Source organism: Gilvirhabdus luticola (assembly GCF_040117515.1).
Taxonomy (GTDB): domain Bacteria; phylum Bacteroidota; class Bacteroidia; order Flavobacteriales; family Flavobacteriaceae; genus Gilvirhabdus; species Gilvirhabdus luticola.
This window is the reverse complement of the sequence record NZ_JBEEEN010000005.1, coordinates 161,787-177,946: the sequence shown is the minus strand read 5'-3', so window position 1 is coordinate 177,946 and position 16,160 is coordinate 161,787. Positions and strand designations below refer to the sequence as shown.

Here is a 16,160-nt window from a genome sequence, read left to right as displayed (position 1 = left end):
TGAAACTTCGGTTTCGGTCTTTTTATTATATAATGAAAAATAAAACTGTCATTGTAATCGGTAGTTCGAGATCAAATGGAAATACACGGAGAGTTGTTGACCAATTAATTTCTTTGTCTTCAGATATTGATATTATTGATTTAAACAGCTATAACATTGGCTTTTATGATTATGACTTTAAGAATAGAAATGACGATTTTTTCCCTCTTTTTTTGAAAATTTTAGAATACGATACAATAATCTTTGCTACACCAATATATTGGTACACAATGAGTGCACAAATAAAAACCTTTCTTGACAGGATCTCTGATGTACTACATGAAGATAAGAAAGTTTTTGGAAGAAAGTTAAGAGGAAAAAACCTTGCTACCATTAGTTGTGGTTCTGATAATGAAATTTTTGATGGCTTTACAATGCCATTTGAGCAAACTTCAAATTATCTAGGGATGAACTATTTAGGTCATCTTCATACCTGGTTAGATAATAATTCAGAACTACCCGATATTGTAAAAAATAAGTTAAAAGAATTCTCCACTTATTTATAAACAAAAACCCAAGAATACCTTGGGTTTTTGTTTATAAATGATCTTTACACCTAGACTTTAAAATTCCTTAATTCAATTCGGAGTATAAAAAAAATAAATCGATTTTATCTTATGATAAAAGTCATGATTTTAGTTTTCATTAATAAGGAACTTTGTAGTATAAAATAAAAAATTCAAGAAATGTTAGTCATAAATAACAAAATAGCTAAAGTTTTAATCCTCTTTATAGTTTTTAATCTTACAACAAGAATAAGCTGGGGTCAAGAGTATAAATTGGTAAATATTTCCTCTGAACTTTCAATATTTGGTACTTCAACTTTACATGATTGGGAAATAAAAGTTGAGAATATCAAAGGCAGCATTAATATTGAGTCATTAATAGTTAATAGCTTAAAAATTGAAATTGAAGCGGAAAGCCTTAAAAGCGGACACAAAGGCATGGATAAAAACACCTATAAAGCTTTAGAGACAGACACATACAAAACAATAGTATTTCAAATGCCTAATAGTAGTGAATTATCTGAACAAAGTGAAGGAAAATATTTGATGGAGGCAAAAGGAGATTTAACTATTTCTGGTACAACTAAAAATATAACCCTAAAATTTAATGTAGAGAGAAATAACGATCAAATAAAACTCAAAGGAGAAAAAACGTTTAACATGACCGACTTTAATATTGATCCTCCAAAAGCGCTAATGGGGACCATAAAAACAGGTAATGAAATTACTGTAAAGTATCATGTTACTTTTAATAAATAAATAAAAATAGAAATCAATTTAAAACAAAATTTAAAAATCATGAAAACAACACTTAAAAGTCTAATTACAGTAATACTTTTAATGTCATTTATAAGTATTAATTCACAAAATAGGGATCTGGATAATTACAGAGCTCCTGATAAAAGAGGTATCAACGTGTTTGAAGCCCCTAAAGATACCGTTTCAACATTCGAAATCGTAAAAGTAAGAGTAGGTGGACAATCCACATTACAATTTCAAGCTGTAGACCATGAAAATGGTGTATCAGCAGCTAATCAAACAGAAGATAACATATTACAAGAAATAGGTTATAACTTTAATTTAGCAACAGCGAACCTAGATTTGGATGTTGCTTTAGCTAAAGGTGTTAGAATGCATTTAAGAACGTATCTATCTTCAAGACATCACCCAGAACCTTACGTAAAAGGTGGATATTTCCAAATTGATAACCTAGATTTTATCAGTGAAGGTTTGTTAGACAACCTTATGAAGTATACCACTCTTAAAGTAGGGCATATGGAAAATAATTATGGTGATGCCCACTTTAGAAGAAGTGATAATGCACAGGCCATTTACAATCCATTTGTAGGGAACTTAATTATGGATTCCTTTACCACTGAAGTAGGTGCTGAATTTTATTACCAAAGAAATGGATTTATTGGTATGATAGGCTTCAGTAATGGTAAACTAAATCAAGCTGTTGTTAAAGGTTCTAATGGTAAAACAGGTGGTGCTGCATTTCTTGCGAAATTAGGTTATGACAGCCAATTGTCTGAAGATTTTAGATTTAGATTAACAGGTTCATTATACACTACAGGGTATGTTGCAAGCAACTATCTTTATACTGCAGATAGAGCTGGATCGAGATATTATTCTGTTTTAGTAACTCCAACTTTTGTGGACAGAAGTGGAGAAGTAGTAAGGACAACTGCTACAAACAATTTTAGAACAGGTCGTTTTGATCCTGGGTTTAGAAATCAAATAACAGCTGTTATGTTCAATCCATTCCTTAAATACCAAGGATTAGAATTTTTTGGAACATTAGAGTTTAGTAATGGTAAAGCAAGTTCAGAATCAGATACTAGAAAAGCAACACAATTTGCAGGTGAAGTGATTTACCGTTTTGGTGCATCTGAAAACTTCTTTTTAGGTGGTCGTTACAACAAGGTGAATTCAGAACAATCATTTGGTGACGTAGATATCGATAGAGTTCAATTTTCAGCAGGATATTTCTTAACAAAGAATATTTTGGCAAAAGTTGAGTATGTTAACCAAAAATATGATGGCTACCCTGATGATAATGTATTTTATGATGGTAAATTTAATGGTTTAATGATTGAAGCGGTAATTAGTTTCTAATTAAGTTCTGATTGATTATTAGCTAAAAAGCGAGTTTCATTTTTGTAATATTATATTAATACTATACATTTATGAAACTCGTTTTATTTTTAAAAAGTAGATGTTATACCATTGATTCTTTTAGAGTATCCGCATGAAGAAGTTTTTGTTTTTAGGTTTAATCGTATTGCTATTAGCGTTTAAGTCTGATAATATTTTAGTAGAAAAAACAGCTATGGTGATTATGCCTAACAGCTATTTGAGTATTATGGGCAAAACCAACGTGAGTCAGTTTAATTGTGATTTAAATATTTCAAGCATTAATTCGCCTATAGCCATTAATTATGTTAAAACAAGTGATAATGTTCTTTTTAAAAATACCAAATTGTTGGTACATAATTCTTGTTTCGACTGTGGCTCAAAAACAATGAATAAGGATTTTTTGGATTTGTTAAAAACACCAGAACATCCAAATATTATATTGAGTTTAAAAGAAATAGATTTAAGCACTAATCAAAAAAACCAAGTAATTGCTCATATAGAAATTAAGGTAGCTGGAGAAACCAGACCATATGCTGTCCCAGTTATTTTAAGCAATAATCACTTATTAAAAATATCTGGTTGTTTGAATTTAAGATTGAGTGATTTTAATATTCCAGCTCCTAAAAAGATAATGGGTTTAGTAGCTGTTAAGGACGACTTTCAAATAAGTTTTGATTTGGAAATTGATGAATGCAAATAGCCATTTAATAAAATAAAAAAACCGAAGCAACTGCTTCGGTTTTTTTATTTTGAATTAGATACTTTCAGGAAGCGTATATGTTCTTCCTTTGTTTTCTTCTTTTAAGTAATCCATTAATGGCTCAAAATAATCAAGCATAGGTTTTGCACTCATCTCACTACCAACACTTTGTTTTAGTAATGCTCTCCAATCATTATTTGCTCCTGTTCTTAAAACACTCTTTAAGAATTCACCAACTTCTTTGCTTCCAAAATAATTGGTTGCATGAGGATCTTGGTGTAAAACATTTTTTGCTATATGATCATGAAACTGAAATAAAAGGACGTAGGAAATTGCATAATCATAATATTGAGCAGCGTCATTATTAATATGAGTTTTAGAGGCTGCATCACAATATTCTTCTCCTCTTTCGGTTGGAGGAACCATACCTTGATATTTTTTTGCTAATTCCCACCATTTTTTATTGTATTCATCTTTTGGTAAATTTTCAGCATATAAAGCATTTTCAAATTGCGTCATTACTCCAGCACCAAATGGTAAAAAAGCAACATAGTTTAATGCTTCTTTTAAAAGATTTTGAGTTTCATCAATTTTTATGTTCGCATCAACTAAACCTCTACCTTCTAAAAATGGTTTTTGCATGGCAGCCAATCCTAACATACTACCAATAGCTTCATGATAACCACGATTAGCACCTTCTCGTAGCAATAATGGTACATCTGGGTTTGAGTATGATTGATAGTAATAAATATGACCTAATTCATGATGAACCGTTTCATAATATTCTGCAGTTGGTACTACGCTCATTAAACTTCTTAAGTCATTCTCTAAATCCATATGCCAAGCCGAAGCATGATTATTCTTTTTATAAGTGGCATCTTCAGGAAGCGGATATAAGCTAGATTTTTCATAAAAAACCGAAGGAAGTGGATCAAAACCTATACTCTTAAAAAACTCTTCTCCTTCTGTTACAATCCATTCTGCACTTTTATCTTTTAAAGCTTCATCAATATCAAAGCCTTCTACTTTTACTAATGCACTCCAATCTTGTCCCCAACGATTTGGTAACCAATGCGCAGGAATATAATCTGGCACATTTTTTCCATATTTTTTTGCTAATTCGTAACGAGCCCAAGTATGAAGTTCACGATATAATGGCCAAACCTCTTTAATGATTTTATCCATATCATTAAGCATCTCTTCACGAGTCATTTTATAGTCTGATACCTGATATGTGAAATAATCATCATAACCAAGAGCATTAACAGTTTTATTACGAAGAGATACCAAATTCTCGAGTCCATCTTTTAATTCTGTACCAACTTCTTTAGAGCTTTCCCAAACTTTCAAACGTTTAGCTTCATTATTTGATTCACGTAAAATTCTATCAATTTCTGTAGTTGTTGTTGAGGCTCCATCTACCTTGAAATCAAAGCCAAAAAGAGTTTCGTTTTGTGCATTCTCTGCAGTAATTCTTTCAGAAACTAAGTCAGAAACAATTTCAGGATTATTTGCAGCTTTATATAAAATGCTATTTAACTGACGAATCTGTTTAATATCCAATAGATCCTTGCTTTCAAGAAATGTTTTGGTTTTTTCTATTACATCTGTACTTCCAGTAAATTTGGCAAATGCTTCATTAGCTTTTTGAACATTAAAAGCGTTTAATGTATCTCCAGGAACGATTTTGGTGTTAGCATCCCATTCTGCTAAAGCTGAAGCATAATATAAATCTTTGTAGGTTTTTGAATATTCATCAAGAAAAGCTTGAGCTTCAGTTTTTAAGTTGTTGTCTGTGTCTTTTTTGGCGGTTTCATTTTTACAATTAAAAAAAGTAACAGCCAAAATCAATAAAATTATTTTTTTCATTTCTTAATTTTTAGTTTGGATGCAAATATAATAATAAAACCCACCTAAATATGGTGGGTTTTATGTTAAAATTGGTTGGTTTATATTGATGCTATCTTTTTCTTATGCTGCCAGAAACTCCATCACTTTTTTTAACTATTTCTGGATTACCGTAATAGGTTATATCTCCACCACTTGATGCTTTGGCATTTAATTCTTGAGATGTGTTAATTGTAATATCAGCGCCACTCGTCACTTCTACTTGACTTGATTCAGCCATCAATTTTCCAGCTTTAATATCACTTCCACTTGTAGCTTCAGCAATTAAATTTTTGGTTTTACCTGATAATCTCAAATCGCTACCACTTGTAGATTTGCATTCTAGAGTATTTGTGTCTACTTCTAGCTCCATATCACTACCGCTTGTGGTTTTTAGTCTTAAATTATCCACACTAATTACGTTGGTTGAATACACATCACTACCACTAGTAGATGTGATTTTTGAAACATCTGAAAAGCTTACCATTACTTTTTGAGCTTTAGAATGTGCAATATTTTCGGTTGTTGTAATTTTTAGTTCGCCATTTTCTACCTCAACTACAATAATGTCATGTAAGTTTTCGTCCGCTTCAACTTTTATACTTTGAGTGTTACTTTGAGTTAGATAAACATCCAATCCACGACTTACATGAATTGAATTAAAAGATTCATTTATGATTCTAACTTCTGTTTGTACATTTCCGTTTCCTTTAACTCCTGGATTGAAGTGCATATCAAAATTACATGAGAATAATGTTAAACTCATTAATGTAGCTACGATAATTTTGGTGAGTGTCGTCATGATTTAATTATGTTTGATTGATTTTACTTTGCAAATATCTTTCACAAAAGACATATTTTAAATTTTATATTTCTGAACTGTTCATTTAATGAGATGAACTGTTAATTATCTTTTGATTCTATACTGATACCATTTGAGTCAATTTCTACTTTGACGTCTTGATCTTCGCCAATTATTCCGTCTTCATTAATCTTTAAACTAGATTCATCGTCATGTATATCTACATTTACTTTGTAGTTTTCATCTTCTGGGCAATCTAAACACAGGACATCATCTTCAATAACTTTAAGGTAATGTTCTTCCATGCCATTGTCTAAAATGTCATTGCTATTTCGATAGTTTCTATGGTATGAATATGTGTTGTCATCTGCAAAAAGAACAGTTCCTTCAGGTAGATTTATAATTATCTCAACTTGTTGATTCCGAAATTTATTTTTAAAATCTGTTGTTAAATAAGAATCTAATTGCAATTCTCTTCCAACAAGCGCATAATTGTAATTTATTTTTTCAGCACCTTCTTTGGCATTTTGATAATTTCTACCTTCAGAATTCTTTTCAATACTAATTGAGGCAAGAGAATCTTTTGTTGATCGTACTATAAATTTAAGGTCTGAAGAGTAAATTAATTTTTCTCCATTATCATTATAAACTAGTTGAAAGGATCTGTGTCTTCGTCTTATATTGTCATCGTAATTTTTATTTCCAACCATTTTTATAGTAAGTGTATCCTTTGATGTAATATATAATTCTTCTTTTTGGGTAACACTAGCATCAAAAGCATGTTCGGTAGCTTCTCTTATACCAAATACTGTTAATGTCAAGATAGATGCTAACCAAAGTCCCAATAAGGTAAATTTTGCAATGTTGCCAATAGATTTTAAGTTATTCACTAAAATTTTTAAACCTAAATAGAATATGACAAAGAAAGGCACTCCTACTGCAAAAAACACCAGTAATGATATTAACCAAATTGGCATACCTGTTGTATTTGCCACATGAGCATAATCCATCCACCAAGGACTAAAAAATGAAGATGTACCAACAGAAAAAAGACTAATAAATAAAGCAATTAGCGTTGATGCCCCTACAATGATTAAGATAACACCAATAAACTTTGCAATAACTTTAAAGAAAAACATGATAATGTTTCCAAGCGCATCAAAAAATGATCTTGATGATGATTTAATTTTATTGCCTGCCTTACTGTAGTCTTGATTTTTTATTTTTTCAGCAGCGTCTTCAATACTATCTTTTACGTTACCAAACCCTTCTTTTACTTTTTGTTCTATATTAGTAATGTTAACAGGCTTTCCTGACATTGCTAATTTGTCTGCAGTTGTTTGAGCTGCAGGCATTAATATCCATAGTAGAATATAAATTAAGAATCCGGTACCAAAGCCAAACATGAGAATTACCCAAGCTAGACGAATCCAAAGTGGATCTATATCAAAATAGTGCCCCAATCCTGAAGATACGCCACCAACGTAAGCATTTTCAGTATCTCTAAATAATTTTCTTGAAGAACTAGATGTTTTAACTTTTGGCTCATCTTCAAAGATTTCTTCATCTACTAGATAATCTTCTGGTTGTCCCATTATAGCAATAACTTCTTCTACCTCTTTGATAGAAATGACTTGTTTTTCAGTTTTCATTCGCTCTGTAAATAGCTCTGCAATACGAGCTTCTATATCTGAAATAATTTCAGAGCGTCCTTGTGAATTTGTGAATGAACGTTTTATAGCCTCAAGGTAGCGCTGTAATTTTGCGTATGCATCCTCATCAATGTGGAAGAATATACCTGCTAAGTTTATGTTGACTGTTTTATTCATTTTGTTGTTTTTTTATCTCTTGTTACTAGGTTAACTGCATTTTGTAAATCGCTCCAAGTGCCATTAAGTTCGTTTAAAAATAATTTTCCTGTTTCGGTCAAACCATAATATTTTCTTGGAGGTCCAGATGTTGATTCTTCCCAACGATAATTAAGAAGTCCAGCATTTTTTAAGCGTGTTAGCAAAGGGTAAATGGTGCCTTCTACAACGAGAAGCTTTGCTTGTTTTAAAGTGTCTAGAATTTCTGCAACGTAAGCATCATCATCTTTAAGAATCGAGAGAATGCAGTATTCTAAAACTCCCTTGCGCATTTGTGCTTTTGTGTTTTCTATTTTCATGTGTTCATGTTTATTAATATTCTATTATTCACATCCAGCCTTAAAGCTTTTTGTATTATAGAATTAAATTTGTGATAACTGTTCATTTTTTGATTGATGATTGATTGATGATTATTTTAAAAAATTGATGGTTATAGGATATTTATAAGGTTTGCCTTGGTTTGCTTTACTTGTTGCTATAATTATAAAAACTATTTCAAAAATAAATGCAGCTGCAAGGAGTAACCCAGAAATTATTGTAAAAAGTATTACATTGAAACTGTCATGAATTGATAGGTGAAAATCAAAATCGTAAGCATTCCAAAATTCTGGAAAGCTGACCGAATTTAATACACCAAATAAAAACATTGGAATAGTCAAACAACCAATTATAATTGTATAAAGTAAAATACTTAATTGAAAGTTAATGGCTTGTTTACCGTGCTTATCGATAAATTCAGATTTATCCTTATTCATAGTCCAAAAAATTAAAGGCATTAAAAAATTGCCAAGTGGTATAATGAACTTTGTCAATGTTGATAAATGAATTATCGCGGCCAGATTTTTATGATGTGTAGTTAACATAATTGAAACATATAGTAATTTCTTATGCAAATATATATCCAAAAGATAGTATTATGCAATACAAAGTACTATAATTAACAAAATTTTAACATTATTTAATGTTGAAAATATTCAATACTTTTAACTCAAATTAGTTTTATTATGACTATAGCACCTAGTAAACTCAATACTTTTTTATTGTTTAAGTTGCCTTCAGCTTATTTATGTGGAGTAAGAGTTAAATCTATTGATAAAAACAAGTGCATTGTTTCTGTAAAGCATAGATGGATAAATCAAAATCCATTTAAATCTATGTATTGGGTTGTTCAAGGTATGGCAGCAGAGTTGACTACTGGAGTATTAGTGATGCAGAAAATTAAAGAAAGCGGAAAGAAAATATCGATGTTGGTTGCTGGAAATAATGCCACCTTTACAAAAAAGGCAACAGGAAGAATAACTTTTGTGTGTAATGAAGCGTATTTGATTGACCAAGCTATTCAAAAAACCATTGAAACAAAAGAAGGTCAGACGGTTTGGTTAAACTCCAAAGGCATAAATGAAGATGGAGTAGAAGTATCAAACTTTAATTTTGAATGGACAATTAAAGTAAAAAACTAAAATTTTGATGTAACAAAACTAAATTCCAATCAACAAATAAACGTATAATTAAATAATTGAAATGAATATGACAGCACACGAAATTGACTATAGAATTTATGGCGAAGAAATGCAATATGTAGAAATTGAACTTGACCCACAAGAAGGTGTTATAGCAGAAGCAGGTAGCTTTATGATGATGGATGACGGTATAAAAATGGAAACCATTTTTGGTGATGGTTCTCAAAAAGACGATAGTTTTCTGGGTAAAGTTTTTGGAGCAGGAAAACGTATTCTAACAGGCGAAAGTTTATTTATGACTGCATTTTATAACAATCTATCTGGAAAACGTAATGTGTCTTTTGCCTCACCATATCCCGGAAAAATTATTCCAATAGATTTAACTGAATATAAAGGAAAGTTTATTTGCCAAAAGGATGCTTTTTTATGCGCAGCCAAAGGTGTTAGTATTGGTATAGAGTTTAGCAAACGTTTAGGTCGAGGCCTTTTTGGAGGCGAAGGATTTATCATGCAAAAATTAGAAGGTGATGGCATGGCATTTGTGCATGCTGGTGGAACAATGGCTAAAAAAGTACTGCAAGCTGGAGAAGTATTGAGAGTAGATACCGGATGCTTGGTTGGATTTACTCAAGATGTAGATTACGATATAGAATTTGTTGGAGGCATCAAGAACACTATTTTTGGAGGTGAAGGATTATTTTTTGCAAAACTACAAGGTCCAGGCACTGTTTATATTCAATCATTGCCATTTAGTAGGTTGGCTGGTCGAGTTTTGGCTAGTGCACCTCAAAGAGGAGGAAAGAATAAAGGAGAAGGCAGTATTTTAGGAGGTTTAGGAGATATTTTAGATGGAGATAATAGATTCTAAAAACTAACATTTAACATATAATTTTTGCTTTTAAGAAATTGTTTAGATTTTTTTTAATATATTTATTCTGTTAATCTTTAAAACTTTTGCCTATAAAATATCTTTACATTTATTAATTTTTACCAACCCTAACAAATAATTAATATGTCAAGAGCAATGTTTGAATACACCAAAACGGTTCTTAAAAAAGTTAGTTTTGATGTATCGTTGTTCTGTAAGGAGGTACAAAAAGCGATGACGCGATTGTTGCCTTACGAGATTGAAGAGCTTAAAGTCTTTATTCAATCTCTAATTTTGCAGAACCCAGAATTAAACCAATGTTTAATTTATTTAAAAGCATAATTTCAAAAGACCTTCTTTATAAAGAAGGTCTTTTTATTTAGCCAAAGGACTTATAATGTTTACATTCTGAAACGCAATTGCGCCTCTAATAACACCTGAAATCACGTTGTGTAAGGCATTAATTATTTGCATTTTCAATTCACTTTTATGATAAATAACACTTACTTCTCTTGCCGGAGTCGGTTCATTAAAATAATGAAGGTTATTCTTCTTTGATTCACTAATATTCATCGTATGTAAATAGGGCAGCAGCGTCATTCCTAAACCTTCATTAGAAAGATTTATTAGAGTTTCAATACTTCCGCTTTCAAGCTGAAAATTATCATGAAAATGATCTTTGAAGACTTTACATAAATTAATAACACCTTCTCTAAAGCAATGTCCATCTTCCAATAAAAGCATATCGCTTAAGTCCAGATCTGTAACATCAATTTTTTTATTATCATGTAACCTGTGGTTCTGTGGAATGTAACCTACAAATGGTTCATAGTATAATACTCTTTCTTTTATAAAATCATTTTCAAGAGGTGTAGCCGCAATGGCTGCATCTAGATGACCTTCAATAATTTTGGAGATTATATCTTCGGTATTTAACTCTTCTATTTTAAGCTTAATTTTAGGGTATCTTTTAATAAATGTTTTTAAAAACATCGGTAAAAGTGTTGGCATTACAGTAGGTATGATACCTAGCTTGAATTCACCACCAATAAATCCTTTTTGTTGGTCTACAATATCTTTAATCCTATAAGATTCGTTAACAATATTTTTTGCTTGGGTGACAATTTTTCTTCCAATTTCAGTTAATTCAATGGGTTTTTTCCCTCGATCAAAAATGATGACATCTAGTTCATCTTCTAATTTTTGGATTTGCATACTTAAAGTGGGCTGTGTTACAAAGCATTTCTCTGCTGCTTTGGTGAAATTTTGATGCTCTGCAACTGCTAGTACGTAATATAATTGTGTAATAGTCATTAGAATTGATTTAGACTATAAAATTATAAAAACTATCAATAAAATTTATCATGATAGGCATTATTTATAAATTAAATTTGTAGAACAAAATATAATGTTATGATAATTAATAGTTTAGGATTAGAAGTAAATAAGGCAACGGCTTTAGCAAATGATTTGAATATCTTATTATCAAATTTTCAAATCTACTATCAAAATTTACGTGGAATTCATTGGAATATAAAGGGTAAGCGCTTTTTTGATCTACATGTAAAGTTTGAGGAACTTTATACAGATGCAAATATAAAAGTGGATTTAATTGCAGAACGTGTTTTGACTTTAGGAGAAACTCCTTTGCATACTTTTAAAGATTATTTAGAGAATGCAAAAGTGCCTATTGGTAAAAATGTAAGTGTTGATGAAAATGCAGTTAGGCTCATAGTAGATTCATTAACAGAGTTACTAAAACTTGAAAGAAACTTACTTTCCAAATCTGACGAAGCCAATGATGAAGGTACTAATTCAATGATGAGCGATTTTATTACTGAACAAGAAAAAACAGTTTGGATGATGAAAGCATGGCTTAACGAAAAAGTATAAATTCTTATTTTGAAAATAAGAATTGATTTACTTTTGTGAACATGTTTTATTTTGTTGATATCCTTGGAACAATAGCGTTTGCGATTTCTGGTGTACTCGTTGCAATGAATAAGCGTATGGATATTTTTGGAATTATTATCATAGCTTTTGTAACAGCAATTGGTGGTGGTACTCTTCGTGATGTGATTACAGGACAGACTCCGGTTAACTGGATGTTAGATATTACATACACCTATGTAATCATTGGAGCTTCAATTTTTGCAATTGTATTAAAAAATAAAATAAATTACTTAAGAACATCTTTGTTTTTGTTTGATACTATTGGTATTGGTTTATATACAGTAGTAGGAGTTGAAAAAGGAATTGCATTAGGCTTACATCCTATATTGTGTATTGCTTTAGGGACTGTAACTGCCTGTTTTGGAGGTGTAATAAGAGATATGCTTTGTAATGAAATTCCAGTTATTTTTAGAAGGGAAATTTATGCTACAGCCTGTTTACTTGGAGGAGTTTCTTACTTTGTTTTAAGTAATTTTTTAGGTGAACAATTTACTTTTGTGATTGCAGGTATAATAGTAATTACGGTAAGATTATTGGCAGTAAAATTTAATATTGCTCTACCTAATATATATAAAATCTAATCGATAATTTCTACTTTTTTTATGTAGACATTATGTAAAGGCCATTCAGCATTATCAGTTTCTTGTTCAGCAATTTCATCAACTACATCCATTCCTTTGATTACCCTTCCAAATACGGTATAATCACCATCTAAATGATTAGAGGTGCGTTGAACAATAAAAAATTGGTAAGGTGATGCTAACTTATGCGGGTTTTCTATCTCACTACTTGGCATTGAGATTACACCTCTATCATGAGTAAAACCATGTTTGGTGTCCTTAGGTAAGAGATATTTACCAATGTTTCTTCGTCGATTGGCAATTTCCATTTCATCACTGCTTCCACCTTGTATGATAAAGTTTTTAACTATGCGATAAAATTGAGTACCATCAAAATATTTTTGTTTGGTCAAGAAGATAAAATTTGCTCTATGGAATTTGGTTTCATTGAACAACAAAATGTCTATTTCGCCAAAACCTGTAGTGATTCTTACTTTATTTTCTTTATTATGTTTTTCGTATTCCAAGAAGAATTCCATAGCATTTTTGTCGGTGAGTAAAGGGAATTCTCTTTTAGGTTCTAAAATAGCATCTTTAATAGTATCTTTTTGTTTTACAATTTCTTCCTTTTGAACTTCTGGTTTTGTGGTTTCGATATTTTTCTTTTTAGATTGATTATCTTCACAGTTTAGTAAAAATAAAAAGAGAAAAAAGTATAATGTAATCCGCATAGATGAATTTTGACGAGTTTAAAATATTGCTTTCAAAAGTAAAAAATATCCCTTTACCAGCACAGAATTCACAATTTAAAATGGCTCCGCCATTTAGAGAACATCTTCTTAAGAAGTATAAAGAAGCAATGCTAAACTCAAAAAAAGCAGGTGTGTTGGCTTTGTTTTATCCAGATGAGAATGATGTAACCAAAATTATTTTAATTTTAAGGAAGACATATTCGGGCGTACATTCAGATCAGGTTGGTTTTCCCGGAGGAAAGCTTGAGGAAAAAGACAAATCATTAAAAGAAGCCGCAATTAGAGAAACTTACGAAGAAATTGGAGTTCCTATGCATCGTATAGAAGTTATTAGAGAATTGACCGAAGTTTACATTCCGCCTAGTAATTTTTATGTAAAGCCTTATTTAGGTATAACTACTATAGTGCCACAATTTGTTAAGCAGGAAGATGAAGTTGAAGAGCTTATTGAAGTTTTTTTAAAAGATCTATTAATTGAAGATAATGTTGTAAACAAAACAGTTTCAACTTCTTACAATAAAGATTTGGAGGTTCCTGCTTTTAATCTTAATGGATACACGGTTTGGGGAGCCACAGCGATGATGTTAAGCGAAATAAAAGACTTATTAAATCAAACTTTTTAATAATGCAGATTTCATACCTTTGTTATCTTATCTAATTGGTAAAATTTATGGGATTGTTTAAGAAAAATCCTTTTGGACATATACTATTTGTTAAAAAATGGCTCATCAGAATTTTAGGGCTTTTAACACATAGACGTTTTAGAGGTTTTAATGAGCTTCAAATTGATGGTTCAGAAATTATACCCGATTTACCTGAAACCAAAGTATTATTTATTTCTAATCATCAGACCTATTTTGCAGATGTAGTAGCTATGTTTCATGTGTTTAATGCAAGTTTGAGCGGAAGAGTAGATTCTATAAAAAATGTCGGTTATTTATGGAATCCAAAGCTCAATATTTATTATGTAGCTGCTAAAGAAACAATGAAATCGGGTTTACTGCCTAAAATATTGGCTTATGTAGGTTCTGTGAGTATTGAACGTACATGGAGAGCTGAAGGAAAAGATGTGAATAGGCAAGTTAAAATGAGTGATATTTCTAATATTGGAAAAGCCTTAAACGATGGCTGGGTAATTACTTTTCCTCAAGGCACAACAACACCTTTTAAGCCCATTAGAAAAGGAACAGCTCATATTATAAAGCGTTATAAACCTATTGTAGTACCAATTGTTATTGATGGTTTTAGGCGTTCTTTTGATAAAAAAGGGCTTCGAGTTAAAAAGAAGAATATTTTGCAGTCAATTGAAATAAAAGAGCCATTAGACATTGATTACGAAAATGAAACCATTGATGAGATTGTTGAAAAGATTGAGTATGCCATTGAACAACATCCTTCATTTTTAAAGGTCATATCTCAAGAAGAATTACTTGCTGAAGAAGAACTCAATAAGCAAAGAGAATGGTAGTTTACATCTCTAATTTTTTTAGTTCTCTGTAGTTTTTGTTTAATCGCTTCAATAAGATACCATAAACTAGCCAATAAAACAGCAATAGAAAAACTATTGCCATGGCTAGTAATAAAAATGTAGCAATTATAATTGATGCGTAAAACTTAAAGGCGTCTCCATTAGCCGCTGCTACTTGTGCTTGGTTAATAAGTGTTTGGTCTTTATCAAATTCAATAAACAACACCACAATAACAGATAAGACTAAAAAAATCAGGTTAAATGCAACATACTGTTTAACGGTTCTCCTAGTTTTAAGGATGTTTTCCATCAATACTTTTGCACTATCTGTCACAGAAATTTTTCTGTAATTCATAAAGAACAAATAAAAGAAATAAGCTAAAATGACATAACTCACAACAGCAAGTGGAATCAAAATATAATCAGCATCATATTCTTGGAAACGCTGCATGCTTTTAGAATCTTTTAAAACAAAAGAAATCAAACTCCAAAAGGCAAACTCCAAAAGACTAATTATAAAAATCCATTTCACTATTGAAGACGATTTTTTCAAGATCATCTTATAGATATCATTATAGCTTAATTTAGGATAATCATCATCCTTTTTCTGCCAGTCTTTCTTTAATAATTCTAATTCATCCATACAATCACGGATTTAGTATTGTTTTTAATTTCGTTTTTACACGATTCATTTTTACACGAGCATTTACTTCGCTTATACCCAGAGTTTCACTAATTTCTCTGTAATTTTTATCTTCCAGATATAAAAACACCAGAGCCTTCTCAATATCATTTAATTGGCGCACTGCTTTGTAAAGTAGTTTAAGCTGCTGCTCTTCTGTATCATCATAATCTTCTGCACTAATTTTGAACTCTACATTATCAAACTCTTGAGTATTAATTGTTCTTTTTGACTTTCTATATAATGTAATGGCTGTATTCAGTCCAACACGATACATCCAAGTACTAAATTTCGCATCACCACGAAACTTCGGATATGCTTTCCAAAGTTGAATGGTTATCTCTTGAAACAAGTCATTATGAGCGTCATAATTATTGGTGTATAACCGACAAACTTTATGAACAATTTTCTGATGTTTTTCAAGTAATTCTACAAAATTATGTTCTAGTTCCTTGGTCAAATTTTTTGAAGTTAGT

Annotated in this window: 20 protein-coding genes; 11 read left to right on the top strand and 9 right to left on the bottom strand. The window is 30.9% G+C overall.

All coding sequences use genetic code 11. The features are described from left to right. Positions 1–32: 32 nt before the first annotated feature. From AAFP94_RS10210 to AAFP94_RS10195, 4 genes are all read left to right on the top strand, one after another. A complete protein-coding gene (locus AAFP94_RS10210; protein WP_316662607.1) occupies positions 33–545 on the top strand; it encodes a flavodoxin family protein in 513 nt (170 codons plus the stop codon). Positions 546–725: 180 nt separating this feature from the next. Beyond that, positions 726–1,304, top strand: a complete 579-nt coding sequence (locus AAFP94_RS10205) for a YceI family protein (protein ID WP_316662606.1) — start codon at positions 726–728, stop codon at positions 1,302–1,304. A 39-nt stretch (positions 1,305–1,343) separates the two neighbouring features. Next, entirely contained in the window at positions 1,344–2,663 is a 1,320-nt protein-coding gene (locus AAFP94_RS10200; protein WP_316662604.1) for a hypothetical protein, read from the top strand. Positions 2,664–2,796: 133 nt separating this feature from the next. Continuing rightward, positions 2,797–3,384, top strand: coding sequence for a YceI family protein (locus AAFP94_RS10195; protein WP_316662603.1), 588 nt, complete (start codon positions 2,797–2,799; stop codon positions 3,382–3,384). Between the two features lie 54 nt (positions 3,385–3,438). On the opposite strand, the gene AAFP94_RS10190 is transcribed toward AAFP94_RS10195, so the two are convergent. From AAFP94_RS10190 to AAFP94_RS10170, 5 genes are all read right to left on the bottom strand, one after another. Continuing rightward, on the bottom strand, positions 3,439–5,253 hold the full coding sequence (locus tag AAFP94_RS10190) for a M2 family metallopeptidase (RefSeq protein WP_316662602.1): 1,815 nt from the start codon (positions 5,251–5,253) through the stop codon (positions 3,439–3,441). A gap of 91 nt (positions 5,254–5,344) precedes the next feature. Continuing rightward, entirely contained in the window at positions 5,345–6,073 is a 729-nt protein-coding gene (locus AAFP94_RS10185) for a head GIN domain-containing protein (RefSeq protein WP_316662601.1), read from the bottom strand. 101 nt (positions 6,074–6,174) lie between these two features. Next, the gene (locus AAFP94_RS10180; RefSeq protein ID WP_316662600.1) at positions 6,175–7,902 is read right to left on the bottom strand and encodes a PspC domain-containing protein; all 1,728 of its coding nucleotides are present in this window, start codon (positions 7,900–7,902) and stop codon (positions 6,175–6,177) included. Continuing rightward, complete coding sequence (locus tag AAFP94_RS10175; protein ID WP_316662599.1) at positions 7,899–8,240, bottom strand: PadR family transcriptional regulator; 342 nt, start codon at positions 8,238–8,240, stop codon at positions 7,899–7,901. Before AAFP94_RS10175 ends, AAFP94_RS10180 begins: the two co-directional genes overlap by 4 nt. Positions 8,241–8,351: 111 nt before the next feature. After that, positions 8,352–8,804, bottom strand: coding sequence for a DUF4870 domain-containing protein (locus AAFP94_RS10170; RefSeq protein ID WP_316662598.1), 453 nt, complete (start codon positions 8,802–8,804; stop codon positions 8,352–8,354). Positions 8,805–8,945: 141 nt separating this feature from the next. On the opposite strand from AAFP94_RS10170, the gene AAFP94_RS10165 reads away from it, so the two are divergent. The 3 genes from AAFP94_RS10165 to AAFP94_RS10155 all read left to right on the top strand — a co-directional run bounded on the left by AAFP94_RS10165 (position 8,946) and on the right by AAFP94_RS10155 (position 10,611). Further along, positions 8,946–9,401 carry a DUF4442 domain-containing protein gene (locus AAFP94_RS10165; RefSeq protein WP_316662597.1) on the top strand — a complete coding sequence of 152 codons (456 nt, stop codon included), beginning with the start codon at positions 8,946–8,948 and terminating at the stop codon, positions 9,399–9,401. 67 nt (positions 9,402–9,468) lie between these two features. Next, on the top strand, positions 9,469–10,269 hold the full coding sequence (locus AAFP94_RS10160) for a TIGR00266 family protein (protein WP_316662596.1): 801 nt from the start codon (positions 9,469–9,471) through the stop codon (positions 10,267–10,269). A 144-nt stretch (positions 10,270–10,413) separates the two neighbouring features. Continuing rightward, on the top strand, positions 10,414–10,611 hold the full coding sequence (locus tag AAFP94_RS10155) for a hypothetical protein (RefSeq protein WP_316662595.1): 198 nt from the start codon (positions 10,414–10,416) through the stop codon (positions 10,609–10,611). A gap of 33 nt (positions 10,612–10,644) precedes the next feature. On the opposite strand, the gene AAFP94_RS10150 is transcribed toward AAFP94_RS10155, so the two are convergent. Further along, entirely contained in the window at positions 10,645–11,583 is a 939-nt protein-coding gene (locus AAFP94_RS10150) for a LysR substrate-binding domain-containing protein (RefSeq protein ID WP_316662594.1), read from the bottom strand. Positions 11,584–11,682: 99 nt separating this feature from the next. Between AAFP94_RS10150 and AAFP94_RS10145 the strand changes: the two genes are divergently transcribed. Together AAFP94_RS10145 and AAFP94_RS10140 are read left to right on the top strand one after the other, a co-directional pair. Then, positions 11,683–12,162, top strand: coding sequence for a Dps family protein (locus AAFP94_RS10145; RefSeq protein WP_316662593.1), 480 nt, complete (start codon positions 11,683–11,685; stop codon positions 12,160–12,162). Positions 12,163–12,203: 41 nt separating this feature from the next. Next, positions 12,204–12,803, top strand: a complete 600-nt coding sequence (locus AAFP94_RS10140) for a trimeric intracellular cation channel family protein (RefSeq protein WP_316662592.1) — start codon at positions 12,204–12,206, stop codon at positions 12,801–12,803. On the opposite strand, the gene AAFP94_RS10135 is transcribed toward AAFP94_RS10140, so the two are convergent. Further along, a complete protein-coding gene (locus AAFP94_RS10135) occupies positions 12,800–13,513 on the bottom strand; it encodes a peptidylprolyl isomerase (RefSeq protein WP_316662591.1) in 714 nt (237 codons plus the stop codon). The genes AAFP94_RS10140 and AAFP94_RS10135 overlap by 4 nt on opposite strands. Positions 13,514–13,515: 2 nt before the next feature. On the opposite strand from AAFP94_RS10135, the gene AAFP94_RS10130 reads away from it, so the two are divergent. After that, positions 13,516–14,157 carry an NUDIX hydrolase gene (locus tag AAFP94_RS10130; protein ID WP_316662590.1) on the top strand — a complete coding sequence of 214 codons (642 nt, stop codon included), beginning with the start codon at positions 13,516–13,518 and terminating at the stop codon, positions 14,155–14,157. 47 nt (positions 14,158–14,204) lie between these two features. Next, on the top strand, positions 14,205–15,002 hold the full coding sequence (locus AAFP94_RS10125) for a lysophospholipid acyltransferase family protein (protein ID WP_316662588.1): 798 nt from the start codon (positions 14,205–14,207) through the stop codon (positions 15,000–15,002). A 1-nt stretch (position 15,003) separates the two neighbouring features. Here AAFP94_RS10125 and AAFP94_RS10120 read toward each other — a convergent pair whose 3' ends face one another. Next, positions 15,004–15,645, bottom strand: coding sequence for a hypothetical protein (locus AAFP94_RS10120; protein WP_316662587.1), 642 nt, complete (start codon positions 15,643–15,645; stop codon positions 15,004–15,006). 4 nt (positions 15,646–15,649) lie between these two features. Next, positions 15,650–16,144 carry an RNA polymerase sigma factor gene (locus AAFP94_RS10115; protein WP_316662586.1) on the bottom strand — a complete coding sequence of 165 codons (495 nt, stop codon included), beginning with the start codon at positions 16,142–16,144 and terminating at the stop codon, positions 15,650–15,652. Between the last annotated feature and the right edge of the window lie 16 nt (positions 16,145–16,160).

Coding starts and splice junctions, on each gene's coding strand:
- AAFP94_RS10210 (WP_316662607.1), top strand. CDS start 33: ATGAAAAATAAAACTGTCATTGTAATCGGTAGTTCGAGATCAAATGGA.
- AAFP94_RS10205 (WP_316662606.1), top strand. CDS start 726: ATGTTAGTCATAAATAACAAAATAGCTAAAGTTTTAATCCTCTTTATA.
- AAFP94_RS10200 (WP_316662604.1), top strand. CDS start 1,344: ATGAAAACAACACTTAAAAGTCTAATTACAGTAATACTTTTAATGTCA.
- AAFP94_RS10195 (WP_316662603.1), top strand. CDS start 2,797: ATGAAGAAGTTTTTGTTTTTAGGTTTAATCGTATTGCTATTAGCGTTT.
- AAFP94_RS10190 (WP_316662602.1), bottom strand. CDS start 5,253: ATGAAAAAAATAATTTTATTGATTTTGGCTGTTACTTTTTTTAATTGT.
- AAFP94_RS10185 (WP_316662601.1), bottom strand. CDS start 6,073: ATGACGACACTCACCAAAATTATCGTAGCTACATTAATGAGTTTAACA.
- AAFP94_RS10180 (WP_316662600.1), bottom strand. CDS start 7,902: ATGAATAAAACAGTCAACATAAACTTAGCAGGTATATTCTTCCACATT.
- AAFP94_RS10175 (WP_316662599.1), bottom strand. CDS start 8,240: ATGAAAATAGAAAACACAAAAGCACAAATGCGCAAGGGAGTTTTAGAA.
- AAFP94_RS10170 (WP_316662598.1), bottom strand. CDS start 8,804: ATGTTAACTACACATCATAAAAATCTGGCCGCGATAATTCATTTATCA.
- AAFP94_RS10165 (WP_316662597.1), top strand. CDS start 8,946: ATGACTATAGCACCTAGTAAACTCAATACTTTTTTATTGTTTAAGTTG.
- AAFP94_RS10160 (WP_316662596.1), top strand. CDS start 9,469: ATGACAGCACACGAAATTGACTATAGAATTTATGGCGAAGAAATGCAA.
- AAFP94_RS10155 (WP_316662595.1), top strand. CDS start 10,414: ATGTCAAGAGCAATGTTTGAATACACCAAAACGGTTCTTAAAAAAGTT.
- AAFP94_RS10150 (WP_316662594.1), bottom strand. CDS start 11,583: ATGACTATTACACAATTATATTACGTACTAGCAGTTGCAGAGCATCAA.
- AAFP94_RS10145 (WP_316662593.1), top strand. CDS start 11,683: ATGATAATTAATAGTTTAGGATTAGAAGTAAATAAGGCAACGGCTTTA.
- AAFP94_RS10140 (WP_316662592.1), top strand. CDS start 12,204: ATGTTTTATTTTGTTGATATCCTTGGAACAATAGCGTTTGCGATTTCT.
- AAFP94_RS10135 (WP_316662591.1), bottom strand. CDS start 13,513: ATGCGGATTACATTATACTTTTTTCTCTTTTTATTTTTACTAAACTGT.
- AAFP94_RS10130 (WP_316662590.1), top strand. CDS start 13,516: ATGAATTTTGACGAGTTTAAAATATTGCTTTCAAAAGTAAAAAATATC.
- AAFP94_RS10125 (WP_316662588.1), top strand. CDS start 14,205: ATGGGATTGTTTAAGAAAAATCCTTTTGGACATATACTATTTGTTAAA.
- AAFP94_RS10120 (WP_316662587.1), bottom strand. CDS start 15,645: ATGGATGAATTAGAATTATTAAAGAAAGACTGGCAGAAAAAGGATGAT.